Below are 24,683 nucleotides of genomic sequence, written 5' to 3' on the forward strand. Positions count from 1 at the left end.
TAAACACGATGACCGCCAACCGGTGGACCCTTGGCCGCGTCAGCCGCCTGGCACTCCTTTCTTTCGGAGCGCTGCTGTTCCTCGCGCCCTATGTCTTCATGCTCTCGACGGCAGGCAAGGCGCAGAGCGAGATCTTCACCTCCGCCCTGTCACTGATCCCGACGAATTTCTACTACGTCGCCAACTTCACCAAGGCGCTGACCCGCGTGCCGATGGGAACGCTTCTGTGGAACGGGGTGCTCGTCTGCGGGCTGATCTTCTTCTTCCAGGTGCTGATCGCCATTCCCTGCGCCTACGCCATGGCAAAGCTGAAATTCCGCGCGGCGCGGCTAATGATGGTTCTCGTCATGCTCGGCCTGCTGGTGCCGATCCACGCGACCGCCCTGCCGCTCTATGTCGGCTTCAACAGCCTGTCGCTGCTCAACAGCTACACCGCGCTGGTGGCTCCGTTCTCGATCTCGGTCTTCGCGATCTTCATGTTCCTTCAGTTCTTCCGGTCGATGCCCGACGATCTGATCCATGCAGCGCGCCTTGATGGGATGTCGGAACTCGGGATTGTCGCGCGCGTCATCGTGCCGAATGCCTGGCCCGCCGTCACCGCCTTTTCGATCTTTTCGGTCGTCGCCCACTGGAACGACCTCTACTGGCCTCTCGTCGTCATCACCAAGCAGGACTACGCCACGCCGCCTCTCGGCCTGATGTATTTCCGCGCCGCCGAGGCCGGTGACGACTACGGCGCGCTGATGGCCGCCACCATGATCATCACCCTTCCCCTCGTCGCCGCATTCCTGCTCGCGCAGAAGCGCTTCGTCGAGGGTATCACCATGACCGGTCTCAAAGGCTGACCGGTCGCCTCAACCCAGGAGAACGAGCGATGAAACGTATCACCCAGCTTCTCGCCGCAGCGGCCATCTCGATGGCGACAACCGTACCGGCCTTCGCCGAGACGACGCTGACGGTCCACTACCCGATGCCGGGCTTCTTCAAGGACGTGATGGACACGATCTCGAAGAAGTTCATGGAAGAAAATCCGGATATCAAGATCCAGTTCGCCAGCCCGTCTGCGACCTATGAAGAAGGTATCCAGACGATCCTTCGCCAGGTCGGCACGTCGGAAATGCCTGACCTGACCTTCATCGGCCTGAACCGCCTGCGCATGATCGACGAGCGCGATGTCGCTGTCGATCTCGGCCCGCTCGTCAAAAAAGACGGCAACATGGCCGAGCAGGGCTTCTCGGACACGATCCTGAAGCTCGCCCAGGTCAAGGGCAAGCAGATCGGCCTCGCCTTCGCGACCTCGACCCCGATTATGTACTACAACGCCGATCTCGTTAAGGCCGCCGGTGGCGACCCCGAGAACCCGCCGAAGACCTGGGACGAAGTGATCGCGCTCGGCGGTAAGATCAAGGCGCTCGGCAACGGCGTCGATGGTATCGACTTCCGCTGGCAGGGCGACGACTGGATGTTCTCGGCGCTGCTCTTCGGCGCCGGCGGCTCCATGCTCAGCGAAGACGAGAGCAAGGTCACCTTCAACGGTCCGGAAGGCCAGAAGGCCGGCGAAGTCATCGAGCGCATGGTCAAGGAAGGCGGCCTGCCTGTGTTCACGAAGTCTGCCGGCGAGCAGGCATTCGCGGCCGGCAAGGTCGGCTTCGAGTTCCAGACAACAGGCGCTCTGCGCAACACCATCAAGAACGCCGGCGACAAGTTCGACCTGCGCACGGCTCCGCTGCCGCTGCTCGACCCCGCCAAGGGTCACCTGCCAACCGGTGGCAACGCCGTCGTCATCCTGACCAAGGATGCCGCCAAGCAGGAAGCCGCCTGGAAGTTCGCCAAGTTCGCGGCCGGCCCTTACGGCGCCTCGGTTGTCGTACCGGGCACCGGCTACGTTCCCAACAACGAGCTGGCCGCCAAGTCGCCTGATTATCTCGGTGACTTCTACGCCAAGAACCCGCTGTTCCAGGCCGGCCTGAAGCAGATGCCGCTGATGGTTCCGTGGTACGCCTTCCCGGGCTCCAACGGTGTTCGCGTCACCCAGACGATCGTCGACAACCTCTCGCGCATCGTCGACCAGTCGTCGGCGCCGAAGGAAGCACTCGACGACGCAGCCGCCGACGTCGAAGGCATGCTGCCGCGCAGCTAAGCGCGACCGGATGGTCGTATCGAGCCGTCGCACCCCGTGCGGCGGCTCTTTCTATTTGGATGACTGGTTCAGATCGCGGACGGTCCCGCCCTTGTGCAGCGAGTAGGCGAGCTCCAGATGCCGATCGGGCGCGGCGTTCTCGACCATGTCAAGCAGCAGCGACGCCGCCGTGGTGCCCATGCTGGCATCAGGCATGTTCATCGTCGTCAACGGCGGATCGATCAGTCGGCCGATGACGATGCCATCGAAGCCTGCGACCGACATGTCTCGCGGCACGGACAGACCTTCGCGACGGAGCGCTGCGATCACCCCCAGCGCCAGAAGGTCATTGGAGCCGATGATCGCGGTCGGGCGACCGTCCCGGATGGCGGTCAGGATGTCGATCTGGTCGTATTCCGAAACGAAGGAGATCTGCATCGCATCGAGCGGCGGCTTCCCGACTTCCCGCAACGCTTCGAGATAGCCCTGGTAGCGGCGCGCGGCGCGGTCGGAAGCGGCAAAGCTGCCGGACACGAACAAGATTCGCTCGTGCCCCATCTGCAGCAGATAGCGCGTGAGGTCGCGGCCGGCAGCGAAATTGTCGACGGTAACGGCAGCCGGATGACGCTCGGTCGGCAGATTGTGCAAGAGCACCGTTGGCGGCAAATCGCCAAGGAGCGCCTGGCTGGTCAGGCCGTTGCAGACGGTCAGGATCAATCCGGTCGGCCGTTCGCTCATCAAGCCCGATACGGCATCCGCCTCCTGCAGCGGATCGTAATTGGACTGGGCGATCAGCACACTGTGACCGGCGCTCAGCATGCGATTCTGGATGCCTGACAGGGACGCGGCGAAGACGGGGTTGGTGAGGCTCGGCACGAGCACGCCGATGACGGGGCGTCGCCCGCCCTTGGCAGTGGCGCCGGGAGCGCGATAGCCGAGTTCGCCGGCCGCCTTGCGCACCTTGCCGACCATCGCGGGGCTGACTGGCCCGCTATGGTTCAGAACGCGGCTCGCCGTCGCCGTGGAGCAGCCCGCACGTTCAGCAACTTGGCGCAGTGTCGCCATGGATCGTTTTCCCGCGTTCTCGGACAGAGCCTCCCGCAGCCGGCTTTAGCAGGGATGGCGCGGCGCGCGCAAGAATACGCGCGGTTGCACCTTGTCGCACCCCTTCACCCCCGATGAGCACAATTCAGCCGCCGCCTTGCCGATCGGCAAATTTGCGCACGTCTAAAGCCGGTATGGGTGTAGAAAACCGTTGAAACGTCGCCTATACCGATCCGTACATGCGCACTTTAAGGCAGGTACAAAAGGTAATGGCAGCAGCACGAGCTTCGGGATCATTCCACGGGCGGGATCGGGGTGTCCGATGTCCCATCGGGGATGGCTTGCCATTCCCCGGTCGTTTACCCGAGGTGATACCCGATGACCGAACCCACACGATTGCGTTGCAGCACTGATATCCGCCTGCTGAAGCTGCCTGAATACCTGCATCTGATCGTCGACCGGCTGGCGAGCTTCGACGCCGCCGTCGTACAGACCGATGACAGCGTGACCTTCGAATTCCCCTTCGCCTCCGCGCGTTTCGACATGGCGCCCGAGCAGCTGACGATGGAAGCCTCATCTGTGGACGAAGAGGGCCTTCGCCGCGCCAAGGAACTACTCGGCGTCGCCGTCGAACTCTACGCGAAGAGCGAAAAGCCGCAATTCGTCTGGTCGGGTGATCTCGCCGGCGACACGACACTCTCGTCCTTCCGGCTCATGCGCGTCGAGCGCGCCTGGCAGGTCACGCCGGGCATGCGACGCGTACGTTTGACGGGCAGCCATCTCGAGCGCTTCGACAACCCCAACAGCATGCACATCCGCATGTATTTTCCGACAGCGAATGTCCCCGAGCCGGTGTGGCCGATCGCCGGGCCGAACGGCCTGACGTTCTGGCCATCGGAAGAGCGCAAGCCGGTCGCACGCGTCTACACCATTCGCGAGATGGATGCGAAGGCAGGCTACATAGATGTCGATTTCGTCGTCCACGGCGATGGCGATGGCGCGCATGAAGGTGTCGGCTGCGCCTGGGCCATGCATGCGAAGAAAGGCGACGAGGTCGGCATCATGGGACCGCTCGGCCGCCCGGTGAGGCCGGCGGACTGGTACATCATGGGATGCGACGAGACGGGATTGCCGGCACTGAGCCGAATTCTGGAGCGGCTGCCGGCCGATGCGCGCGGCCATGCCTTCGTGGAAGTCGCGCGCGCGACCGACGAGCAACCGATCACACATCCCGAGGGTATCGAGCTTCGCTGGATCCATCGCAACGGGGTTCCCGGTGGCGAGCACGGCGAATTGGTCCGCGCGATCCGCGCGGTGGATTGGCCCGAGGGCGTCTCGAGCTTCGGCTGGTTCGCCTCCGAGAACGAGGCCACCAAGGAGATCCGCGAGTATTGGCGCGACACGCTGTCCTATGGGCGCGACCAGACGCTGGCTGCCGGCTACTGGAGGCGAGGCTTCACCGGACTAATGGCCGGTTGATCGGGGCGACCTCGCATGCCTTTATAGGGACAGGCATCGGCAGAGCGGTGATGGGAGCGAAGACATCCGCCTCATTCATCGCTGGGCCGCAGCGGACGCTGAGGTGACATTCGGCTTGCGGAACGCCATGTGTCTGCAGTAGGTCACGCTCTCAACCTTTGCGGCCGCGTATGTCGGTCGAACAGCGGCACGTGTCGATAAGGAGTGCTCCGATGAATGAAGCCCAGTTCATGGCACTATGCAAAAGCGGAAAATTCAAGGAAGCACTGGCGCTTGCCCTGGACGGCAAGGAAAAGGCGAAGTTTTCGCCGAGCCGCTTCGCAATCGATAAGAAGTCGGGCACGCCAATATTCTATCGCGGCAACAAACGCGTCGAGATCGGCGCCGATGGCGAGTGGGAACTGGCCAAAAACAACTGGCAGCCTGGCGGTCCACAGGACTGAAGTCCGCCACACCGTCATTTGAAAGCGGCACGTTATGTGCCGCCTCCCCTATTCTCGCTCAGGCAGCGCGGGCTGCGTTCAGCGGAATCTCGACGTCGATCTCGAGGATCGACATGTGCTCATCGCGGTCCATCTTCACATGCACGCGGTCGTTGTCGACCTGCACGTGCTTGGCGATGACGGCGAGGATTTCCTCGCGGAGAACCGTAATCAGATCGGAACCGGTCGACGACCGCTCGTGAGCCAGGAGCACCTGCAGGCGCTCGCGAGCAGCCGGTGCGGTTCTCTGTTTTCCAAAAAGCCGAAAAATGCTCATGCGGCCTTCCTTCCAAAAATCTTGCCGAAGATACCGCGCTTCTCGCCAGGCACCGTCATCGCCACCTCTTCGCCGGCCAGGCGGCGGGCGGCGTCGAAGTAAGCCATGGCGGGTGCACTCTTGCTGTCTGCGAGCGTGACCGGAGCGCCGATGTTGGACGCGCGCAGAACGTCCATGCTCTCAGGAATGATCCCGAGCAGCGGTATGGAGAGGATCTCCAGCACGTCGTCGACCTTCAGCATGTCGCCACGCTCGGCGCGGTTCGCATCATAGCGGGTGAGAAGCAGATGCTTCTCCATCCGCTCGCCGCGCTCGGCCTTGAGCGTTTTGGAATCGAGCAGGCCGATGATGCGGTCCGAATCGCGAACCGACGAGACTTCAGGATTGGTCACAACGACGGCGACATCGGCATGGCGCATGGCAAGCGTCGCGCCGCGCTCGATGCCGGCAGGGCTGTCGCAGATGACCCAGTCGAAATGGCGCTTCAGGTCGGCCATGACGCGCTCGACGCCTTCTGCCGTGAGGTTGTCCTTGTCGCGTGTCTGCGAGGCAGGAAGGAGGAAGAGCGTCTCGAGGCGTTTGTCGCGAATCAGCGCCTGCGACAGCTTGGCGTCGCCCTGGATGACGTTGATCAGGTCGTAGACGACCCGGCGCTCGGCGCCCATGACCAGATCGAGGTTACGCAGCCCGACGTCGAAGTCGACCACGACGACCTTCTCGTTTCTCTGTGCAAGAGCCGCTCCAAGTGCCGCGGTGGAGGTTGTCTTTCCAACTCCGCCCTTGCCTGAAGTGACGACGATGACTTTCCCCATCTTTCTCTCCTAATATCTGGCCAACCTCGGCTCAGCTAAGTTTCTCGGCCTTGATCGCGTCGTCTTCCAGCCAGAGCTGGACGGCTTGTCCGCGAAGCCCCGGCTCCAGGTCTTCCGCCATTTTGTAAATGCCATCGATGGCAACCAGTTCAGCCTCGAGCCTGCGGCAGAAGATGCGAGCCGAGGCATTGCCCAACGACCCCGCCATCGCCCGTCCGCGCAAGGCGCCGTAGACATGGATCGAACCGCCGGCGATGACTTCCGCGCCTGATGAGACCGACCCGATGATGGTCACGTCGCCTTCCGCGAAAATCACAGACTGCCCGGAGCGAACCGGCTCCCGGATAACCAGTGACTGCGGAGTTTGCCGCGTCTCGATTGCGTCAGGCTTGCGTGGCGCTTCGAGCACAGGTTCGTTCTGCGGCATTTCGAAATCGGAAACCGGACGCCCGCCCTTAAGCGCCGGCGGCATGCCCGGTCCGATCAGCGAAGGACGCCCGCCTTCGATGCCCATGATGCTGACATTGCGCTCGCCGAGCGCCGCGATCAGCTCCTTCAATTGCGCGCGATCAACCTCCAGCTCGCTGATATCGAGCACGACGGGGCGACCTAGGAAGAAGCCGGCCGATCGCGCGGCCAGATCATCCAACCGCACCAGCCAGTCATCGAGCGGTAGGTCCGGCGATAGCATCACCGCCAGGAACGAGCGGCCCTTGATACGGATGGAGCGGGCGTCTGTTAGCAATTTGGTCATCTACGTTAAGAAATCGTTGAGAATTTATTAACGATGATTTGGTTAACAAAAGGTTAACGCCAGGTCGCGACAGCGTGAAGCCGACATTGCTCGCGCGACATTTTTCGGGGCTGGTTCGGCGTTCATTCCACGCACCGGGAACCGCCCGAAACTGGCTACGTTGGCACCGCCTGAGCCACCAAGAGCAACCAAAAGCCGACAAATTCGGGCCGGAATTTCGCGGCCCAATGGTTGCCCGAGGCATTCCGTTCTCACCAACTAAATTGACGCACACAGATTTTAAAGTTGACGCGCGCAAAGTTTAATGATGAATAGGCGGCGTCGGTTGGCTCAGGAGGCGGCCAGATCCGACGGCCCCAAGCACAGGCCTCGACACGTTTCCGGGAGGAAGAATTGACTATTTCTCGCATCGCCAAGCCGCTGCTCGTTTCCGCCGCCTTCACGCTCGCCGCTTTCTCCGCACAGGCTGAAGGCATTGGCGCGTCGCTTCTCACGCAGCAGCACCCATTCTATAACGAGCTTGCAAAGGCGATCACCGCTGAAGCCAAGGCCAAGAATGTCTCCGTCGAGATCGCGATCGCCAATCAGGACCTGAACAAGCAGCTCGCCGACATCGAAGACTTCATCGTCAAGGGCGTTGACGTCATCATCATGTCGCCAGTCGACAGCAAGGGCGCGCTCGCAGCCGTCGCCCGCGCTGAGGCAGCCGGCATCAAGGTCATCACCGTCGACGTTCCGGTCGAAGGCGCCAAGGTTTCGTCCTACATCGGCACCGACAACTATGCCGGCGGCGTAAAGGCCGGCGAACTTATGGCCGAGCAGCTCGGCGGCAAGGGCAATGTCGCGATCATCGACTATCCGTTGGTCCAGTCGGTCGTGAACCGCGTCAACGGCTTCAAGGAAGCCATTGCCAAGCACCCCGACATCAAGATCGTATCGATCCAGACCGGCATCACCCGCGCCGAGGCTCTCGCCGTCGCGCAGAACATGCTGCAGGCAAACCCTGACATCAACGGCATTTTCGGCTTCGGCGACGACGCGGCTCTTGCTGCAGCGGTTGCAGTCAAGTCGTCCGGCCTGACCGGCAAGGTCAAGGTCATCGGCTTCGACGGCATGCCTGAGGCGATCAAGGCTGTCGACAGCGATCCCGACATGGTCGGCGTGATCCAGCAGTTCCCGGACCAGATGGGCAAGCTCGCCGTCGATACAGCGCTGGACATCAAGGCCGGCAAGGACGTGCCCGCCGAGCAGCCGATCGTTCCCGGCGTTTACGTCAAGAAGCAGTAAAGTCCTCCCAAGGCGCACTGTGCGAAGGTCCCAAGTATCGCACAGTGACCGCTCCTTCCGGCGGCCGGGTTCTTTCGAAGGGCTGGCCGCCGGAAAGCAGCGATATCCTCGCGACAAATCAGAGCGCCCCACGCATCCGCCCGATGCCTGCGGCTCTTGGTGAAAGGTGACGCCATGGAAACCTCCGGCGACAACGCGATCCTCGAGATCAAGGACATTACAAAAGTCTTCGGCGCGGTGACCGCGTTGAAGAACATGCAGCTGAAGGTTCGGCCCGGCCGGGTTCATACGATCCTCGGTGAAAACGGCGCCGGCAAGTCGACGCTGATGAAGATCCTGGCCGGCGTCTACCAGCCGACATCGGGCTCGATCCTCCTAGACGGCAAACCCTACGCGCCGGCCAATCCGCAGGATGCGGCGGCAGCGGGACTGACGATTGTCTTCCAGGAACTCAGCCTCTGCAACAATTTGAGCGTCGCAGAGAACATTCTCGCGACCCGCGAACCGACCAGGGCCGGCTTCATCAACGACAAGGCGCTGGTGCGCCAGGCGGCGGCGATCGTCGCCGACCTGAAGCTGCCGATATCGGTTCAGGAGCGCGTCGGCGACCTGTCGATCGCCCAGCGCCAGCTGGTCGAGATCGCCAAGGGTCTGAGCATCGACGCCAAGGTCGTCATCCTCGACGAGCCGACGTCCTCGCTCAGCGACAGCGAAGCCGAGATCCTGTTCGAGATCATCGGGCAACTGAAAGCACGCGGCGTGGCCGTGATCTACATCTCGCACCGCATGGAAGAGATCATGCGGCTCAGCGACGACATCACCGTCGTCCGCGATGGTAGCTACATCACCACCCGCGACAAGTCCGAAGCCACGATCGACGAGCTGATCGCCCTGATGGTCGGCCGCGACATGAACGAGATTTACCCGCCGCGCGACGTGCCGGCGCCTGAGCTTGCAGAAAAGCCGGTGCTGGCGGTGAGCGGCCTTTCCAGCCACGACGAGTTTGAGAACATCTCATTCGATGTGCGCCCCGGCGAGATCCTCGGCTTCTTCGGCCTGATCGGTTCCGGCCGTTCGGAAGTGATGAAGACCCTCTTCGGCATGACGCAACCGACCTCGGGCACGATCTCGATCGACGGCAGCGCGGTGACGATCACCTCCCCCGTCGATGCCATCAACCGGCGCATCGGCTTCGTGACCGAGAACCGCAAGGAAGAGGGGCTCGTGCTTAGCCACAGCGTCGAGAGCAACATCTCGATGGTGGCGCTCGACAACTATTCCAGCTCCTTCGGCTTCCTCAAGCGTCGCCGTGAACGCGACGACGCGAAGGTGGAAGTCAGCCGGCTCGCCATCAAGACGGCGTCGCTTGAAACCTCGGCGGGATCGCTATCCGGCGGCAACCAGCAGAAGATCGTGCTGGCCAAGTGGCTGCTGACAAAACCGAGGATCCTCATCCTCGACGAGCCGACACGCGGCGTCGATGTCGGCGCCAAATTCGAAATCTACAAGATCATCCGCCAGCTGGCGGCGGAAGGCACGGCAATCCTGCTGGTGTCCTCCGAACTCCCCGAAGTCATCGGCATGAGCGACCGCGCCGTCGTCATGAGCGAAGGGCGGGCCACCGCCATCGTTGCCGGCGATCAGATGACACCGGAGAAGATCATGAGCTTTGCTACGGGATTTGTATCATGAGCGACAGACACGCAGCTAATGCCGCATTCCGGCAGGTAATGAAGCAGTATGGCGGTATTTTCCTATCGCTGATCGTCCTTTGCGTGATCTTCTCGATCACCAACCAGCGGTTCATGTCCGTTGCCAACTTCCTGAACGTGCTGCAGCAGGTTTCGGTCATCGCGATCGCCGCCTTCGGCATGACCTGGGTCATTCTGCTCGGTGAGATCGACCTGTCGATCGGCTCGATCATCGCTGTCGCCGGCATGGTCGGCGCGCAATGTTTCGCGTTCGGTATGGGCTTCGTTCCCGCACTCGTGCTGACGCTCGCCGCCGGCGCGCTTTTGGGTCTCGCCAACGGCGTGCTGACGGCGAAATTCCTGCTGCCGTCTTTCATCGTCACCGTGGCCACGATGGGTATTTATCGCGGCATGGTCAGCCTGCCGACGAACGGCGCGCCTGCCATGATCATGGAGCCGACCTGGACTGCTATCGGCACCCAGAGCTTCATCGGCATCCCGATCGTCATCTGGGTCGTGGCGGTGCTCTTCCTGTTCAACCACATCCTGCTCAGCAAGACCAAGTTCGGCCGCCGCGCCTATCTCACCGGTGGCAACCGCGAGGCAGCGCTCTATTCCGGCATCAAGGTCGATCGACTGAAGATCATCATCTTCATGATATCAGGCATCATGGCGGCGATCAGCGGCATTCTGCTCTCCTCGCGTCTGTTCTCGGCCCAAACCAACGCCGGCATGAGCTACGAGCTCGACGCCATCGCCGCGGCCGTTCTCGGCGGCACGAGCCTTGCCGGTGGTGTCGGCACCATGATCGGCACGCTGATCGGTGCGCTCATCATCGGCGTCCTCAACAACGGCATGAACATGCTGTCGGTGCCTTACTTCTACCAGCTGATCGTCAAGGGCCTCGTCATCCTCGTCGCCGTCTATCTCGACGTGCGCTCGAAGCGCGCCAAGCAGTAAACTTCAAGAGCAGATAGCCATGTCGAAAATCCTCACCATCGGCGAAATCCTGGTCGAAATCGTCGCCACCAATCGCGGTAATGGCTTTCGCGAAGCCGTGCCGCTGATCGGCCCCTTCCCTTCGGGCGCACCGGCCATCTTCATCGACCAGGTCGGCAAGCTCGGTCAGGAATGCGCGATCATCTCCCGCGTCGGCGACGACGATTTCGGCTGGGTCAACATTAATCGCCTGACCGAAGACGGTGTCGATGTCTCCGGCATCGAGGTTGTCCCGCAGGGCACGACCGGCAGCGCCTTCGTTCGCTACCGCGAGGACGGCAGCCGCGCCTTCGTCTTCAACATCCGCCACAGCGCCTGCGGCGAGATCGAGCTGTCGGAGAAGACGCTGGCGTTGATCGACGGCTGCACGCACATGCACGTCATGGGCACCGCTCTCTACGCCCCAAGCGTGGTAAAGAGCATCCTCACTGCCGTTGAACGCATCAAGGCCGCCGGCGGCACCGTGTCCTTCGACCCGAACCTGCGCCCTGAAATCCTCGATAGCCCCGGCATGCGCGAGGCGCTGCAGACCGTTCTATCGGTTACCGATCTTTTCATGCCGAGCGGTGAGGAACTGTTCCTGTTCGCCGAGGCGAGGACGGAGAAAGAAGCTGTCGCCGAGCTGCTCGCCAAGGGCATCAAGGCCATCGTCATCAAGCGTGGCGAAAAGGGTTCCAGCTACTTCGACAAGACCACCCAGATCGATCTTGAGGGCTACAAGGTCGAGGAAGTCGACCCGACCGGCGCCGGCGACTGCTTCGGCGCGACCTTCGTCACCTTCTGGCTGAAGGGAATGCACCCGGCCGAAGCACTGCGTTACGCAAACGCCTCCGGCGCCCGCGCGGTCACCAAGGCCGGCCCGATGGAAGGCGCATCCACCCAAGCCGAACTCGACGCCCTCATCAAAGCGCAAGGACAAGCCTGACATGCAGAAGAGCTACCTCACGGATATCGCACAATGGCGCCACGGCAACGGCGTAAAGGGCATTCCCTCGATCTGCTCGGCCCATCCTCTCGTCATCGAGGCGTCGATGCTGCACGCGCTGAAGCAGGATGCATGCCTGCTCGTCGAGGCGACCTGCAACCAGGTGAACCAGGACGGCGGCTATACCGGCATGACGCCCGCCGATTTCCGCGCCTTCGTGGAAAAGATCGCGGCCGATACCGGCTTTCCGCTGGGGAAGCTGATCCTCGGCGGCGACCACCTCGGTCCCAATCCATGGAAGAGCCTGCCCGCCGACGAGGCGATGGCCAAGGCCTGCACCATGATAGAGGCTTTCGCCAAGGCCGGCTTCACCAAGCTGCATCTCGACACCAGCATGGGCTGCGCCGGTGAGCCGATTGCCCTGCCCGATGCGATCACCGCTGAGCGCGCAGCAAAGCTCGCCTCAGTGGCCGAGGCGGCGCTGAAGAGCTCTGATGGCATCAAGCCGGTCTACATCGTCGGTACGGAAGTACCGATCCCAGGCGGTGCCATGGAAGAGCTTGATGAGCTCGAGGTGACCAAGCCGGAAGCTGCGCGCGAAACCATTGCCATCCACCGCCAGGCTTTCGAGGCCGCCGGCGTGTCGGATGCGTTCTCCCGTGTTGTCGGCGCCGTGGTCCAGCCGGGCGTGGAATTCGGCAACGAGAACGTCATTGCCTACGCTCCTGAAAAGGCTGCTGCACTGAGCGCCACGCTTTCGGACATGCCGGGCATGGTCTTCGAGGCCCACTCCACCGATTACCAGAGCCGCGACATGCTGCGCCAGCTCGTCATGGATGGTTTCGCCATCCTCAAGGTTGGTCCCGGCCTGACCTTTGCGCTGCGCGAGGCCTATTACGGGCTCGACCAGATCGCCGCCTTCCTGTTTCCCGACATGCGCAAGGAGACGCTGGTCGCGACCATCGAGCGCGTGCTGACGGCGGATCCCAAGAACTGGGACAAGTATTATCACGGCACGGACGCCGAAAAGCACATTCAGCGCCACTTCAGCTACAGTGACCGTATCCGCTACTATTGGCCGCAGCCGGAGATCGACGCGGCGGTGAAGGCACTGTTTTCGCTGCTGGATGGCGTGCAGATTCCGGAGACCCTGATCAACCAGTATCTCACAGGCGCCTATGTCGGCGTGCGTGATGGCAAGATCAAGCCGGAGGCACGTTCGCTGGCGCTCGCAGCCATCGACCGCGTATTGGAAGATTATTTCGAAGCCTGCCGCGCCTAAAGGCGCGGCTTGCACCGGCGCAAAAGTTTTGATTGAACTGCGTCAAATATTTCAATCGATTAAAAAAGCGGGTGGGACGCGCGTTTGTCAGACAGGCCGATCAAAACGATGGAGGACTTTTCCGAGTATGTCGGCCTATCGCGGCCGACGGTCTCGAAGTATTTCAACGACCCGAGCTCCGTGCGGCGCAAGACCCGCGACATCATCGAGGCCGCGCTCAAGGAGAGCGGCTTTCGCCCCAACCTCTTTGCCGTCAATCTCAATCGCCGGCGCAGCAACATCATCGGGATCATTATTCCCAACTCGACCGACCCGTTCTACATGGCGTTGACGCGCCGGGTCGAGCTCATCGCCAACGATGCCGGCTTTCTCGCCTTCGTGCTGTCGTCGGATGGCAATGCCCTGATGGAAGCGCGCGCCATCGAAACGCTGAAATCGATGAACGTCGCAGGCGCCATCATCGCCCCGCTCGGCGTGCAGTCGCATCACGAAACGCTGCTTGCGCTGTCGGCGTCGATACCGCTGATCTTCGTGGATTCGCCACTGGACGATGTCTCGCCTTTCGTCGGCACGAACAACCGCCAGAGCTTCCAGCTGATCGTGGATTATCTGTGCCGGTCCGGGGAACCCCCATGCTACCTGGGGATGCCGTCGGTCAACACCAATGCTTCGACGCGTGAGACCGCCTATGTCGAGGCGATGACAGAACTGCGGATGGAGCCGATCGTGCTGCCCATCGAAAAGGCGGCAGGCTGGGACTTCGAAAAATTTGGCTATGACGAAACGAAGCGAATTCTCGAGGGGGGCGGCTTCCCGACCGCGACAGTTCTCTGCGCGAACGACCGCGTTGCATTCGGGGCCATCGCGGCGGCCTTTCAGGCCGGCGTCAAGATCGGCCGCACGCCCGATTGCAGCCTGCGCATTGCCGGCCACGACGACCACCCACTGTCACGCTATGCCTGCCCGCCGATTACGACCGTCGCGCAGAGCTACAACGACATAGGCCGCATCGCCATGCAGTTGTTGCTGCAGAAACTGGACCAGGAGGCCGAAGGATCGGCGTTGAGCGTGCCTGAGCAAGTCCTGCTGAACGCAGAGATCATTCTCAGACAATCCGCATAAACCAGCCGCCATTCGTTTCACGCGTTGGACATCTGCTCATGTGTATCGGGGCGCCGATGCCGACGCCCCGAATGCAATGACATCAGCGGGTGGCAATGACCATCTTGCAAAGGCTGACCAAGCTGGCTTCAAAGCCACCCGATCGCACGACGTCCTTGCAGCGCGTCTTTGCCTTCGCACGATCCCTGGCCGACATGTCGTTGATCATCGCAAGGCTGCGATCCCGTTCAGGGGTTGCGCCGCTATCGCTGCTATCGTTGTCGCCCGTGCCGGTGCCGGGGGTGCCAGGATCGACGGAACCCGGGCCGGAGGGTGTCGTCGTCGACGGGATGGCAAGGCTGATTTCGGCAAGTGTATTGTCCCCCAGTCCGACGTTGGCCATCGCGTTGGCGCTGGCAAGGCCCGTGCCGCCTACGGTGGCATCGACATCCGCATTCACACCGCCCGAACCGCCGATGCTGGCCGTGACACCGGTGTCGAGCAGCGGACCACTTGTCGAGCCATTGCCACCGGAACCGGCGGTGTTTCCGCCGACCACGACATTGGCGTTGACATCGGCAAGCGTATTATCGCCGGCGCCGACATTGGCGACTGCAACTACGGTCGCGACGTTCGAGCCGCCCACCGCAGCGCCGACATCGGCATTCACGCCATTTGTGCCGCCAACGCTGACAGTTGTGCCAAGATCGACCAATCCGGCAGGGTTACCACTCGTGCCAGCAGCCTCGCCGCCAATCGCGACGTTTGCATTGACGTCCGCGAGCGTGTTGTCTCCAGATCCGACATTGGCGAGGGCGTTCACGGTCGCAAGGTTAGAACCGCCGATCACCGCATCGACATCCGCGTTGACGCCGCCGGTTCCACCGATTGTTGCTGTGGTACCGACGCCCAAGCCACCGGACGAACTGCCGGTGCCGCCGACGGAGGTGGCACTGTTGATGCCGCCGGAACCACCAACCGATGCGTTGACACCAAGACCGCCGCTAGAGTTGCCTCCGACATCCGCGTTCACGCCGCTGGCCCCGCCGACGGAAACATTCGCGAGGTTCGAGCCGCCGCCGACGGTGGCGTTGACCCCATTCGTGCCGCCAATGGACACGTTCAGTCCGCCGCCGCTACCGTTGACGCTGATCCCGTTGGAGCCGCCGATATCAAAGGCTGCGGATGGCAGCGGAACGAGGACGCTGGCACAGCCTGCGGCCAATGCGGCAATAGTTGACTTCATGTACATCATTTTTCTCCTCCGTTATGTCCTGAAGAGGACTGTGCCTCGGGTCAAAAAAAGCGGAAGTGCGCACTTCGAGAGCGATGCGGTGAGACCGATGTGGGCCTGCGACCGTTCGACAATCGTATATGAGTAAAGCTGCGAGCACGCGGTAGGTTCCTGACGTGCGCGGGGCAGCCAACGAAGCTGCCTAACGAAAGCTTAACGCCGCCCCGACATTGACAATAATACCCGCCCGGCAGATCGAACGGAGCCGGAAAGGCGCGCGGCGCTGAGGAAAGGACTTTTCAATCCCGCAATAGTTTATGGATTTAATGTTCTTTCCTTTCCTCTTCCGATCTCCCATCCATTATGAACCTCAGCCTGGGAGAGCGAGATGGACACGATACCCTACCCAACGGATCGAATTCGGCAGCTGACGGCACGTTTGATAAGCGAGGAGGAGGCGATTGCCGCGGCGCACCAGTTGGCGCATCGTCTGCGGGAGAGAGCAGATACCGATCAAGCGCCGACATCGTTACATGAAAAGTGCCAAGCATTGGCGCAATCCGGGCTTCTGGCGATAACGGTTCCGCCGGAATATGGCGGGATTGACGTCTCGAACACCATTCTTGCGAAAGTGATCGCGATCCTGACGGCCGCCGATGAGCATATTGGCGAGATCCCGCGTGACCATTTTTACATTCTTGAGGCATTGCGGACCGATGGTAGTGAAGAGCAGAAGAGCTTCTTCTTCCAGCGCACGCTTTCGGGCGACATCTTCGCCGGCAAGGAACGCGACGCCACCGCAAGCAGCACACTCGGCACACGGATCGAACGCGACGGCCTTGGCTATCGGATCAACGGTCGAGAGTCCTGCTCCGCCGACTTAGCCTCGGCGAATTGGATCGCGATCTTCGCGCTGAATGAAGATGACAAGCTGAGCCTCGCCTTTGTGCCGCCCGGCGCCGCCGGCATCGAAACGATCAGGAACATAAGCGGCAGCGCACCAAGCGATACCGCGATAATCAACAACACCTACGTTCAGGCCGATGCCGTCATTCCGCATTACAAGGGTTTTGAACGCCCGACGACGATCTGTCCCGCTGGCCAGATCATCGACGCCGGCATCCATCTCGGCATCGCGCGCGCGCGATTTGCCGAGACGATCGATGTGATCAAAGCACTTTCGTACCCCTGGACTGTCCGAGGCAAGGCATCGGACGATCCGAAGACGATCGCCAGAGTGGGAGAAATTGCAATCAGGCTGGAGGCGGCAACGGCATTGGTCGAAAGCGCCGGCCTCAAGATCGATATCGCGCAGGTCGAGACAACGGGAGACAGCGTCCTTGCCGCAACGCTTGCCGCCGCCGCTGCTCAAGCCGTAACATCGGAGATCGCCGTCCAGACCTCTGATGCATTGCGCGAACTCACCGATCTGCTCTTTGACAATGACGGCGCGGCAACCGATGGCGCTTGGCATGACGGGTGTACGCATGCAGCGCATGATCCCACACGCCAGCGATACCACGCGGTCGGCAACTACCATCTCAACGGCGTGACACCACAAGCAAGTAGCGTCTTTTAGCGTACCACGCGGGAAGACGAGCGCGCCGGCGTCGCCGCTGGCATCTGAATACGTCGAGGGCAGCGATCGACCACCCGGTCGATCGCTGTTTCCGTCAATACGCCACCTCGGAAAGGGCCAGCGCGCTGGCGAGCGGAGACAACTCGTTCGACATGGCATCGTAGATGCAGGGCGATGCGAGGACCGCCGCGATCATGATCGCGAAGACAGCTATCTTCATCATAACATCTCCCCTGCCGCCCTCTCAGACCAATGTCAGCTCGACGGCGATATTGCCACGCGTTGCCTTCGAGTAGGGGCATGTCTGGTGCGCATCCTCGACGATCGCGCGGGCGAGTTCGGGATCGATCCCCGGCAGGCTGATCGCCAGGCGCGCCTGCAGGAAATAGGCACCATCGGTGGTTCCGAGATCGACCTCGGCGTTGACCGCCGTCTCGGCTGGGAGCCTGAGCTGGCGCTTCCCGGCGGCCTTGGTCATCGCGCCGATGAAGCAGGCCGACCAGCCGGCTGCAAAGAGCTGCTCCGGATTGGTCCCCGGCTTGCCGCTGCCGGGAGGCGACAGGCGAATGTCGAGCTGCGCGTCATCGCTGCGGGCAAATCCCTCGCGGCCGCCTGTGGTGTGGGTCTTGCCAGTGTAGAGAACGGTATCGATCTTGGTCATGGAACACTCCTTTGTTGCGTCGCTTTGTTTTGTCGCTTGGGCGACGTCCGGTGACAGGGAGTGTTTTGATGGATCAGCGTATCCGGCATGTTTCGGAAAATGCTGGAAGTGTATCAGAACGTAGGCAACGGCTTCGTCGACATTTGGGCGTGGGCTGGCTGCCACAAGCTTTTTCATTCTGGTGTGAAACAAGTCGCAAGTGTCTCACCCGCACCCAGGGCATTCAAAGCCGTATCCGTTGATGCTACCCGGCGATATATTTGCCGCCCGTGGCACGTAGGCTTCGCGGAACGTGGCTGGGCTGTTCGTCACCGGCCTGATGTTAGACGACCGTCATTCATGCATGGGCATCATAGGGTTATGCCAGTTCATTCGACTAATCGTAGGCATAAGACGTCGATATAGTTCGGCCTCGCGTGGAGTGCCGGCATCCCGGCTGAGCACGACGCCGGTACGCGAATGCTGCCCATGGCGGGCATTGTCGCGACGTGACGAGAAGCATCATTCTAAAAGGCAGACCAGATATGACCCTTGCAATCAAAGCCGTAGGCACCCAAGCATCGGACCAACAGCTCGGCGTTATGAACATCGAACGTCGTGACTTGCGACCCGATGATGTGCAGTTCAACATTCTATATTGTGGAATCTGCCATTCCGATCTTCATCAGGTGAAGAACGACTTCGGCGCGAGCAGGTATCCGATGGTGCCCGGGCATGAAATAGTGGGACGAGTGACAGCCGTAGGCTCCGCGGTGACTTCGTTCAAGGTTGGAGATCTTGCAGCAGTCGGCTGCATCGTCGATTCCTGCGGCACATGCCCTGCCTGCCACCGTGACCTTGAAATGTTCTGCGAAGGTGTCGAGGGTACGACCTTGTCATATAATTCCCAGGACAGGGTTCTCGGCGGCATCACCTATGGCGGCTTCTCGCAAACATATGTCTGCAAGGAAAAGTATACTCTTCGGGTTCCCGAAAACCTTGATCTCGCAGCCGCCGCGCCACTTCTATGCGCAGGCATCACCGTGTACTCGCCGCTCAAGCACTGGGGCGCCGGAGCAGGGAAAGTCGTCGGGATCGTGGGTATTGGCGGGCTCGGCCACGTAGCGATACGCATAGCAAAGGCGATGGGTGCGCACGTCGTCGTGTTTACGACGTCTCCGTCCAAGGTTGAGGATGCCAAGCGTCTCGGTGCTCACGAAGCCGTTCTCTCCACCGATCCGGAACAGATGAAGAAGTTCAGCTCCAAGATCGACATCCTCCTGGACACGGTCTCGGCCTCTCATGATGTCAACAGCTACCTGAATCTTCTGGCGATCGACGGCAACCTCGTTCTGGTCGGCTTGCCCGCAAAACCGCTCGAAATTGGCGCCTTCAACGTGGTCAAGGGTCGGCGCAGCTTCTCCGGTTCCAATATCGGCGGCATCGCCGAAACTCAGGAAATGTTGGACTTTTGCGCCGAGCATGGAATCGTCGCGGATATCGAACTGATCCGTGCGGACCAGATCAACGAGGCTTTCGAGCGCCTTGAGAAGAATGATGTTCGCTATCGGTTCGTTGTGGACATGTCGACGTTGAGCTAACGTCCGCGCGCTTAAGAGCCCCTCGTAGCAGCATTTTCCATGCTGCTACGAGGCTGGAGTTGCTGGCGTGGCGGCCGAGGTCGCAGGGGACTGGCCCTTAGCGGAACCGAACCTCGGCCGCGAGGCCGCCATCCATGCGATTGTAGAGCCGCACCGAGCCACCGATCGTTCCGGCCAGCTGCTGGGCAATCGCCAGTCCAAGGCCGGTTCCGCCAGTCTCGCGGTTGCGTGATGTCTCGACACGGAAGAAGGGCTGCATGGCGCTTTCAAGCATATCGTCGGGAATACCCGGCCCGCGATCCAAGACGGTGACGACGACCTCGCCTTCCCCGCTCCGCTCGACGGCTATTTCGGCGCTACCGGCGAACTTCAGCGCATTGTCGATGAAGTTCGTGAGAATCCGCCGCAGCGCATGCGGCTTGGTCGACGCCGTGCCTTGAACGACGCCGAGCACGGTCACGGCCTTGCCGGTGTCCTGATAATCGTAGGCGATGCTGTCGATGAAAGAAGAGAGATCGATACGGGAGTTTTTCTCGCCGCTGCCATGCGAGCTTCTCGCATAGGCGATGCCGTCCTGCACCAGCCGCTCGATCTCGCGGAGATCGTTGACCAGCTTGTCCCTCTCCGGCGAATCGTCGGCCATGTCGGCGCGCAGCCGCATGCGGGTGATGGGGGTTTGCAGGTCGTGCGAGATCGCAGCCAGAATCTGCACGCGCTCCTCCAGATAATGCGCGATCCGGTCGCGCATCGCGTTGAAGGCGCGTGCGGCGTGGGCGACTTCGCTCGGCCCCCGCTCGCTCATCGGCTCGCCCTTCTTGGCCGGATCGAGCGTGTCGGCGGCGGCGGCAAGCGCGCTCAGCGGACGAATGGCCAGGCGTACGGCAAACCACGTGCATATGAGGAGAAGCGCCATCTGCGCTGCGAAGACGTAAGGCAGCCACTCCGCCAGCGGCATGACGCCGCGCGGCGTGACGTCGATCGTCAGCGGCGCACCATCGGACAGCGTCAAATGGGCCTGGAGCCTCTTGCCGTCACCGGGGATGGATTCGACCTTGAGCGGAAACTTGTGACCCGCCGCCTCCTCGATCCGTTCCGCGATCTCGGCGCCCCGGCCGGACATGTCGGACACGCCGGGAAGCCCCGGACCGAGAACGAGGCGATAATTGCCGCGGCTCAGGCGATCGACCCAGTCGGCCCGTTCATTGGCGGGCAGACGATCGATGACGGCGATCGAGGTCGCCAAATCGCTTTCCAGCGTGCCCAGCATAACGGCTTTGGCTGACATGTAGCGCTCGGCAAAGAGGATGCTGAACGACAAGCCATAGGCGATTGCCAGACCGGCAAATAGGATGAGAAAGAGCCGGGAGCGCAACGAGCCCGGCCACCAGCCGATGCGAGGGCGCGCCTCACTCATGTCCTCGGCTCCGATATCTCCACGGGAACGGCGAAGACATAGCCTTCGGCGCGCACCGTCTTGATATAAGTCGGCTCGCGCGCATCGTCGCCCAGCCGCTGGCGCACGCGGCTCACCAGAAGATCGATCGAGCGGTCGAACAACTCCGCATCGCGGCCCTGCGTCAGGTTGAGCAGCTGGTCGCGATTGAGCACGCGCTGGGGATGATCGATGAAGACACGGAGCAGCCGGTATTCGGCGCCGCTCAGCGCGATCTCGGTTCCCTCCTTGTCGAGCAGATGGCGGCCGACGGTATCGAGCCGCCAGTCGCCGAATGTCAGGAGTTGCCCGGCCTCGGTGATCTGCAGATTGGGCGGCAGCATGCGCGTCCGGCGCAACACCGCCTTGATCCGCGCCAGAAGCTCGCGCGCTGCGAAGGGTTTCGGCAGATAGTCGTCGGCGCCCATTTCGAGCCCGATGATCCGGTCCATCTCGTCGTCACGCGCCGTGAGCATGACCACCGGTATCGCCTTGTGCTTGCCGGCCCTGAGCTCGCGGCAAAGCACCAGGCCGTCGTCACCCGGCATCATCACGTCAAGCACGATCAGATCGACGGAATTGCCTTCGAGAAAGCTGCGCATCTGGCGGCCATCGGCGGCAACGGTCGTGCGCAGGCCGTTCTTCTTCAGGTAGCTCGATACGAGCTCGCGAATCTCACGATCGTCGTCCACGATCAGAATATGGTCAATGTGCTCCATGTCTCGTCTTTCACACGATTCGCAGCCTTGAAGTGAGCCATTAGTTTCGCGTCGGCCACCGCGAGTAAAGGGGATTTCGCGCGGTGGCCGATCACCTTAGAACGACGCGACGTCGATCACGGCCTGGGCAAAAGCCTCGGGCGCTTCCTGCGGCAGGTTGTGCCCGATGCCACCGGTTATGTTGCGATGCTCGTAGCGGCCGGAGAACTTGACCTTATAGGCCGACGGGTCGGGATGCGGCGCGCCATTGGCGTCGCCTTCCATGGTGATGGTAGGCACGGTGATGACGGGGCCCATGGCCAGCTTCTTTTCATAGGCATCGTACTTCGCTTCGCCTTCAACGATGCCGAGACGCCAGCGATAGTTATGGATGGTGATGTCGACGTGATCGGGATTGTCGAAGGCGGGTGCCGAACGATCGAAGGTTGCGTCGTCGAACTTCCAGGTGGGGGACGCGGTTTCCCAGATCAGCCGCACGAAGTCGCGAGTGTTGGCGGCATAGCCTGCGCGGCCGCGCTCGGTGGCAAAGTAGAACTGATACCACCAGGCAAGCTCGGCCTTCGGCGCGAGCGGCTTCTTGTTGATCTCCTGGCTGCCGATGAGATAGCCGCTGACGGATACCAGTGCCTTGCAGCGTTCCGGCCAGAGGGCAGCCATGATGTCGGCGGTGCGCGCACCCCAGTCGTAGCCCGCTACAATCGCGCTCTCGATTTTGAGCGCATCCATCAGCGCGATCATGTCTGCTGCGAGCGCGGCCTGCTGGCCGTTGCGTGGCGTATCCTTGGAAAGGAATGTGGTGGTGCCGTATCCGCGAAGATAGGGGACGATCACGCGGTATCCGGCCTTGGCGAGGATCGGAGCAACGTCGACATAGCTGTAGATATCATAAGGCCAGCCATGCAGGAGCAGGACGACAGGACCGTTTGCCGGGCCGGCCTCGGCGTAGCCGATATTGAGCACGCCGGCATTGATCTGCTTCAGCGATTCAAACGACTGGTGCCCGCCGACCTTGTTTGCAGGCGAAGCAGCAGCGGTCTGCGCGTTTGCCAGCGTCGCGGCGCCGAACTCGACAGCGGCGACGGTCATTGCGGCGATGCCGAAGAAGCGGCGGCGATCGAGGTTGATTGCGTTGGTCATGGGTCTCTCTCCTGTCCGTGTTGACTATGATCGCCATAAAGCCGGCGCCGTGTATCCCCGATGTGTCGCCGGCGGCCCGTTATTGCATACGACTGTAGCTCCCGCCCGCCCGGATACATTGCGATACAATCGCCAAACCTTTTCGCTGCCGATTGTTTCGCTCTAGCACGGCCCGCGATCGCTACAGTTCGACACACTTCTCCTAGAGGCCGGACACATCCCGGATACGTCATCACAACAGATTGTCGTCACTGCTGATCGAGCCAGTCGCCCTTCAGCATCCGCACCTGGTTTCAAAGGAGACGACGATGACGCTTCTCATCATTGCCTATCTCGGAGGGGCGCTGACCATCCTCAGCCCCTGCATCCTGCCCATCCTTCCCTTCGTTTTCGCCCGTGCCGGCCAGCCGTTTCTGCGCAGCACATTGCCGATGCTGATCGGCATGGCTGCCACCTTCGCGGTTGTCGCGTCGCTTGCGGCGGTCGGCGGCAGCTGGGCGATCCACGCCAATGAATATGGTCGCCTCGCAGCCCTCACCCTGCTCGCCATCTTCGGCGTCAGCCTGCTGTCGCCGCGGGTCGCAAGCACGATCACGCAGCCGGTCGTCGATTTCGGCAACCGGTTGGTGAAGGCCTCCGGCAAGCCGGGCGCTGCGCCGACGGCGCTAAGCTCGCTGACCCTCGGCATCGCGACCGGTCTCCTATGGGCGCCTTGCGCCGGCCCGATCCTTGGGCTCGTTCTGACGGGTGCCGCGCTGCAGGGCGCCAATCTGCAAACGACCTTTCTGCTCATCGCCTATGCAGCCGGGGCGGCCACTTCGCTTGCCGTCGCATTGCTCGTCGGAGGCAAGGTGTTTGCCGGCATGAAGCAGTCGCTTGGTGTCAGCGAGCGTGTTCGCCAGGTACTCGGTGCTGCAGTCCTTGCCGGCGCCGCCGCAATCGCGCTCGGCGCCGATACCGGCCTTCTGGCACGGTTGTCTTACGCCAGCACGACCTCGTTCGAACAGGCCGTTCTCGACCGTTTCAACGCAAGGCGCGATCTGGCGGCACCCGCCGAGGTCGCGAGCAACGGTGCAATGACCGCCGCCGGCAACCTGCCGTTCAAGGCAAGCCTGCCGGTCGAAGGCATCGCGCCATCGCTTGACGGTGCCGTCGAATGGCTGAACTCGCCACCGCTGACCGCCGAACAGCTGCGCGGCAAGGTCGTTCTCGTCGATTTCTGGACCTACTCCTGCATCAACTGCATCCGCACCACGCCCTTCGTTCGGGCCTGGGCCGAGAAGTACAAGGATCAGGGTCTTGTCGTGATCGGCGTACACGCCCCGGAATTCGCCTTCGAGAAGAAGATCGACAATGTCCGCAAGGCCGTCGCCGACGCCAAGATCACCTACCCCGTCGCCATCGACAACGACTACAAGATCTGGCGCGCCTTCGAGAACAACTACTGGCCGGCCCACTACCTGATCGATGCCAAGGGCCAGATCCGCTACCACCACTTCGGCGAAGGCAACTATCGCCAGACCGAACAGGCGATCCAGGACCTGATCCGCGAAAACGGCAGCGCGAAGGTGACCGCCAGCACGGTAGCGCCGGATGCCAAGGGCACGGAAGCAAGCCCTGATCTCAAGGACATCCGTTCCGGCGAGACCTACATCGGCTACGAACAGGCCACCAACTTCGCCTCGCCGGAAGGCCTGCACAACGACGCCAACAGAACCTACTCGGTCGGCGATCTCGGCCTCAACGAATGGGGACTGTCGGGCGCATGGACGATCGGCCGCGAGCAGGCAACGCTTGAGCAGGCGGATGGCGGCATCGCCTACCGGTTCAGCGCCCGCGACCTGCATCTGGTCCTCGGTCCGGACGCATCCGGAAAGCCCGTCCGCTTCCAGGTGACGATCGACGGCAAGGCGCCCGGTGCCAACCACGGCGCGGACACCGACGCCGATGGCAACGGCACCGTCACCTCAACCAGGCTCTATCAGCTTGTCCGCCAGGTCGGCGACATCGAGGCGCACAACTTCCAGATTCGCTTTCTAGACCCCGGCGTCGAAGCCTACGCCTTCACCTTCGGCTGAAGCTAACCCTC

The 24,683-nt window shown here is 61.8% G+C and carries 23 protein-coding genes; 13 read left to right on the forward strand and 10 right to left on the reverse strand.

Going from position 1 to position 24,683, the window contains the following annotated elements; genetic code table 11:
* Positions 1–8: 8 nt before the first annotated feature.
* Positions 9–845 (forward strand): carbohydrate ABC transporter permease, encoded by an 837-nt coding sequence (locus ACCD05_RS03260; protein ID WP_112949457.1) that lies wholly within the window; start codon positions 9–11, stop codon positions 843–845.
* A gap of 29 nt (positions 846–874) precedes the next feature.
* A complete protein-coding gene (locus ACCD05_RS03265; protein ID WP_112949413.1) occupies positions 875–2,140 on the forward strand; it encodes an ABC transporter substrate-binding protein in 1,266 nt (421 codons plus the stop codon).
* Positions 2,141–2,191: 51 nt separating this feature from the next.
* On the opposite strand, the gene ACCD05_RS03270 is transcribed toward ACCD05_RS03265, so the two are convergent.
* Positions 2,192–3,184, reverse strand: a complete 993-nt coding sequence (locus ACCD05_RS03270) for a substrate-binding domain-containing protein (protein WP_112949414.1) — start codon at positions 3,182–3,184, stop codon at positions 2,192–2,194.
* Between the two features lie 357 nt (positions 3,185–3,541).
* Between ACCD05_RS03270 and ACCD05_RS03275 the strand changes: the two genes are divergently transcribed.
* A complete protein-coding gene (locus ACCD05_RS03275) occupies positions 3,542–4,642 on the forward strand; it encodes a siderophore-interacting protein (protein WP_112949415.1) in 1,101 nt (366 codons plus the stop codon).
* A 212-nt stretch (positions 4,643–4,854) separates the two neighbouring features.
* On the forward strand, positions 4,855–5,085 hold the full coding sequence (locus ACCD05_RS03280) for a hypothetical protein (RefSeq protein ID WP_018896963.1): 231 nt from the start codon (positions 4,855–4,857) through the stop codon (positions 5,083–5,085).
* Between the two features lie 58 nt (positions 5,086–5,143).
* Here the strand turns inward: ACCD05_RS03280 and minE are convergent, their stop codons facing one another.
* The 3 genes from minE to minC are packed head-to-tail and all read right to left on the reverse strand — an operon-like array spanning position 5,144 to position 6,967.
* Complete coding sequence (gene minE / locus ACCD05_RS03285; RefSeq protein WP_018896962.1) at positions 5,144–5,401, reverse strand: cell division topological specificity factor MinE; 258 nt, start codon at positions 5,399–5,401, stop codon at positions 5,144–5,146.
* Positions 5,398–6,213: a septum site-determining protein MinD gene (gene minD / locus ACCD05_RS03290; protein WP_018896961.1), complete on the reverse strand. Its 816-nt coding sequence runs from the start codon at positions 6,211–6,213 to the stop codon at positions 5,398–5,400. Before minD ends, minE begins: the two co-directional genes overlap by 4 nt.
* Before the next feature lie 31 nt (positions 6,214–6,244).
* A complete protein-coding gene (gene minC / locus ACCD05_RS03295; protein WP_112949416.1) occupies positions 6,245–6,967 on the reverse strand; it encodes a septum site-determining protein MinC in 723 nt (240 codons plus the stop codon).
* Positions 6,968–7,360: 393 nt separating this feature from the next.
* On the opposite strand from minC, the gene ACCD05_RS03300 reads away from it, so the two are divergent.
* From ACCD05_RS03300 to ACCD05_RS03325, 6 genes are all read left to right on the forward strand, one after another.
* Positions 7,361–8,254, forward strand: a complete 894-nt coding sequence (locus ACCD05_RS03300; protein WP_112949417.1) for a substrate-binding domain-containing protein — start codon at positions 7,361–7,363, stop codon at positions 8,252–8,254.
* A 174-nt stretch (positions 8,255–8,428) separates the two neighbouring features.
* Positions 8,429–9,946, forward strand: a complete 1,518-nt coding sequence (locus tag ACCD05_RS03305) for a sugar ABC transporter ATP-binding protein (protein WP_112949418.1) — start codon at positions 8,429–8,431, stop codon at positions 9,944–9,946.
* Positions 9,943–10,905 carry an ABC transporter permease gene (locus tag ACCD05_RS03310; protein ID WP_018898013.1) on the forward strand — a complete coding sequence of 321 codons (963 nt, stop codon included), beginning with the start codon at positions 9,943–9,945 and terminating at the stop codon, positions 10,903–10,905. Before ACCD05_RS03305 ends, ACCD05_RS03310 begins: the two co-directional genes overlap by 4 nt.
* A gap of 19 nt (positions 10,906–10,924) precedes the next feature.
* A complete protein-coding gene (locus ACCD05_RS03315) occupies positions 10,925–11,869 on the forward strand; it encodes a sugar kinase (protein WP_112949419.1) in 945 nt (314 codons plus the stop codon).
* 1 nt (position 11,870) lies between these two features.
* Positions 11,871–13,151, forward strand: coding sequence for a D-tagatose-bisphosphate aldolase, class II, non-catalytic subunit (locus ACCD05_RS03320; protein ID WP_112949420.1), 1,281 nt, complete (start codon positions 11,871–11,873; stop codon positions 13,149–13,151).
* 108 nt (positions 13,152–13,259) lie between these two features.
* Positions 13,260–14,273, forward strand: a complete 1,014-nt coding sequence (locus ACCD05_RS03325) for a LacI family DNA-binding transcriptional regulator (RefSeq protein ID WP_112949421.1) — start codon at positions 13,260–13,262, stop codon at positions 14,271–14,273.
* An 82-nt stretch (positions 14,274–14,355) separates the two neighbouring features.
* On the opposite strand, the gene ACCD05_RS03330 is transcribed toward ACCD05_RS03325, so the two are convergent.
* Complete coding sequence (locus ACCD05_RS03330; RefSeq protein ID WP_112988767.1) at positions 14,356–15,504, reverse strand: hypothetical protein; 1,149 nt, start codon at positions 15,502–15,504, stop codon at positions 14,356–14,358.
* A 370-nt stretch (positions 15,505–15,874) separates the two neighbouring features.
* Between ACCD05_RS03330 and ACCD05_RS03335 the strand changes: the two genes are divergently transcribed.
* Positions 15,875–17,065 carry an acyl-CoA dehydrogenase family protein gene (locus tag ACCD05_RS03335; protein ID WP_112949423.1) on the forward strand — a complete coding sequence of 397 codons (1,191 nt, stop codon included), beginning with the start codon at positions 15,875–15,877 and terminating at the stop codon, positions 17,063–17,065.
* Positions 17,066–17,159: 94 nt separating this feature from the next.
* On the opposite strand, the gene ACCD05_RS03340 is transcribed toward ACCD05_RS03335, so the two are convergent.
* Together ACCD05_RS03340 and ACCD05_RS03345 are read right to left on the reverse strand one after the other, a co-directional pair.
* Positions 17,160–17,288, reverse strand: a complete 129-nt coding sequence (locus tag ACCD05_RS03340) for a hypothetical protein (protein WP_413391131.1) — start codon at positions 17,286–17,288, stop codon at positions 17,160–17,162.
* A 21-nt stretch (positions 17,289–17,309) separates the two neighbouring features.
* Positions 17,310–17,726: an organic hydroperoxide resistance protein gene (locus tag ACCD05_RS03345; RefSeq protein WP_047504242.1), complete on the reverse strand. Its 417-nt coding sequence runs from the start codon at positions 17,724–17,726 to the stop codon at positions 17,310–17,312.
* A gap of 581 nt (positions 17,727–18,307) precedes the next feature.
* Between ACCD05_RS03345 and ACCD05_RS03350 the strand changes: the two genes are divergently transcribed.
* Entirely contained in the window at positions 18,308–19,306 is a 999-nt protein-coding gene (locus ACCD05_RS03350) for an NAD(P)-dependent alcohol dehydrogenase (protein ID WP_413391237.1), read from the forward strand.
* A gap of 97 nt (positions 19,307–19,403) precedes the next feature.
* Here ACCD05_RS03350 and ACCD05_RS03355 read toward each other — a convergent pair whose 3' ends face one another.
* The 3 genes from ACCD05_RS03355 to ACCD05_RS03365 all read right to left on the reverse strand — a co-directional run bounded on the left by ACCD05_RS03355 (position 19,404) and on the right by ACCD05_RS03365 (position 22,594).
* Positions 19,404–20,720 carry an ATP-binding protein gene (locus ACCD05_RS03355; RefSeq protein WP_112949425.1) on the reverse strand — a complete coding sequence of 439 codons (1,317 nt, stop codon included), beginning with the start codon at positions 20,718–20,720 and terminating at the stop codon, positions 19,404–19,406.
* Positions 20,717–21,457: a response regulator gene (locus ACCD05_RS03360; RefSeq protein ID WP_112949426.1), complete on the reverse strand. Its 741-nt coding sequence runs from the start codon at positions 21,455–21,457 to the stop codon at positions 20,717–20,719. Before ACCD05_RS03360 ends, ACCD05_RS03355 begins: the two co-directional genes overlap by 4 nt.
* A gap of 96 nt (positions 21,458–21,553) precedes the next feature.
* On the reverse strand, positions 21,554–22,594 hold the full coding sequence (locus tag ACCD05_RS03365; protein WP_112949427.1) for an alpha/beta fold hydrolase: 1,041 nt from the start codon (positions 22,592–22,594) through the stop codon (positions 21,554–21,556).
* Positions 22,595–22,902: 308 nt separating this feature from the next.
* On the opposite strand from ACCD05_RS03365, the gene ACCD05_RS03370 reads away from it, so the two are divergent.
* Positions 22,903–24,672, forward strand: coding sequence for a cytochrome c biogenesis protein DipZ (locus tag ACCD05_RS03370; RefSeq protein ID WP_112949458.1), 1,770 nt, complete (start codon positions 22,903–22,905; stop codon positions 24,670–24,672).
* Positions 24,673–24,683 lie beyond the last annotated feature (11 nt).

It is taken from the genome of Rhizobium sp. Rhizsp42, assembly GCF_047304155.1.
In the GTDB taxonomy this organism is placed as follows: domain Bacteria; phylum Pseudomonadota; class Alphaproteobacteria; order Rhizobiales; family Rhizobiaceae; genus Rhizobium.

What these genes read in the sequence shown, in the direction of transcription:
- ACCD05_RS03315 (WP_112949419.1), top strand. Translation starts at nt 10,925, where the DNA reads ATGTCGAAAATCCTCACCATCGGCGAAATCCTGGTCGAAATCGTCGCC.
- ACCD05_RS03270 (WP_112949414.1), bottom strand. Translation starts at nt 3,184, where the DNA reads ATGGCGACACTGCGCCAAGTTGCTGAACGTGCGGGCTGCTCCACGGCG.
- ACCD05_RS03365 (WP_112949427.1), bottom strand. Translation starts at nt 22,594, where the DNA reads ATGACCAACGCAATCAACCTCGATCGCCGCCGCTTCTTCGGCATCGCC.
- ACCD05_RS03310 (WP_018898013.1), top strand. Translation starts at nt 9,943, where the DNA reads ATGAGCGACAGACACGCAGCTAATGCCGCATTCCGGCAGGTAATGAAG.
- ACCD05_RS03360 (WP_112949426.1), bottom strand. Translation starts at nt 21,457, where the DNA reads ATGGAGCACATTGACCATATTCTGATCGTGGACGACGATCGTGAGATT.
- ACCD05_RS03355 (WP_112949425.1), bottom strand. Translation starts at nt 20,720, where the DNA reads ATGAGTGAGGCGCGCCCTCGCATCGGCTGGTGGCCGGGCTCGTTGCGC.
- ACCD05_RS03330 (WP_112988767.1), bottom strand. Translation starts at nt 15,504, where the DNA reads ATGTACATGAAGTCAACTATTGCCGCATTGGCCGCAGGCTGTGCCAGC.
- minC (WP_112949416.1), bottom strand. Translation starts at nt 6,967, where the DNA reads ATGACCAAATTGCTAACAGACGCCCGCTCCATCCGTATCAAGGGCCGC.
- ACCD05_RS03325 (WP_112949421.1), top strand. Translation starts at nt 13,260, where the DNA reads ATGGAGGACTTTTCCGAGTATGTCGGCCTATCGCGGCCGACGGTCTCG.
- ACCD05_RS03260 (WP_112949457.1), top strand. Translation starts at nt 9, where the DNA reads ATGACCGCCAACCGGTGGACCCTTGGCCGCGTCAGCCGCCTGGCACTC.
- ACCD05_RS03370 (WP_112949458.1), top strand. Translation starts at nt 22,903, where the DNA reads ATGACGCTTCTCATCATTGCCTATCTCGGAGGGGCGCTGACCATCCTC.
- ACCD05_RS03345 (WP_047504242.1), bottom strand. Translation starts at nt 17,726, where the DNA reads ATGACCAAGATCGATACCGTTCTCTACACTGGCAAGACCCACACCACA.
- ACCD05_RS03275 (WP_112949415.1), top strand. Translation starts at nt 3,542, where the DNA reads ATGACCGAACCCACACGATTGCGTTGCAGCACTGATATCCGCCTGCTG.
- minE (WP_018896962.1), bottom strand. Translation starts at nt 5,401, where the DNA reads ATGAGCATTTTTCGGCTTTTTGGAAAACAGAGAACCGCACCGGCTGCT.
- ACCD05_RS03265 (WP_112949413.1), top strand. Translation starts at nt 875, where the DNA reads ATGAAACGTATCACCCAGCTTCTCGCCGCAGCGGCCATCTCGATGGCG.
- minD (WP_018896961.1), bottom strand. Translation starts at nt 6,213, where the DNA reads ATGGGGAAAGTCATCGTCGTCACTTCAGGCAAGGGCGGAGTTGGAAAG.
- ACCD05_RS03350 (WP_413391237.1), top strand. Translation starts at nt 18,308, where the DNA reads ATGAACATCGAACGTCGTGACTTGCGACCCGATGATGTGCAGTTCAAC.
- ACCD05_RS03305 (WP_112949418.1), top strand. Translation starts at nt 8,429, where the DNA reads ATGGAAACCTCCGGCGACAACGCGATCCTCGAGATCAAGGACATTACA.
- ACCD05_RS03280 (WP_018896963.1), top strand. Translation starts at nt 4,855, where the DNA reads ATGAATGAAGCCCAGTTCATGGCACTATGCAAAAGCGGAAAATTCAAG.
- ACCD05_RS03340 (WP_413391131.1), bottom strand. Translation starts at nt 17,288, where the DNA reads ATGATGAAGATAGCTGTCTTCGCGATCATGATCGCGGCGGTCCTCGCA.
- ACCD05_RS03335 (WP_112949423.1), top strand. Translation starts at nt 15,875, where the DNA reads ATGGACACGATACCCTACCCAACGGATCGAATTCGGCAGCTGACGGCA.
- ACCD05_RS03320 (WP_112949420.1), top strand. Translation starts at nt 11,871, where the DNA reads ATGCAGAAGAGCTACCTCACGGATATCGCACAATGGCGCCACGGCAAC.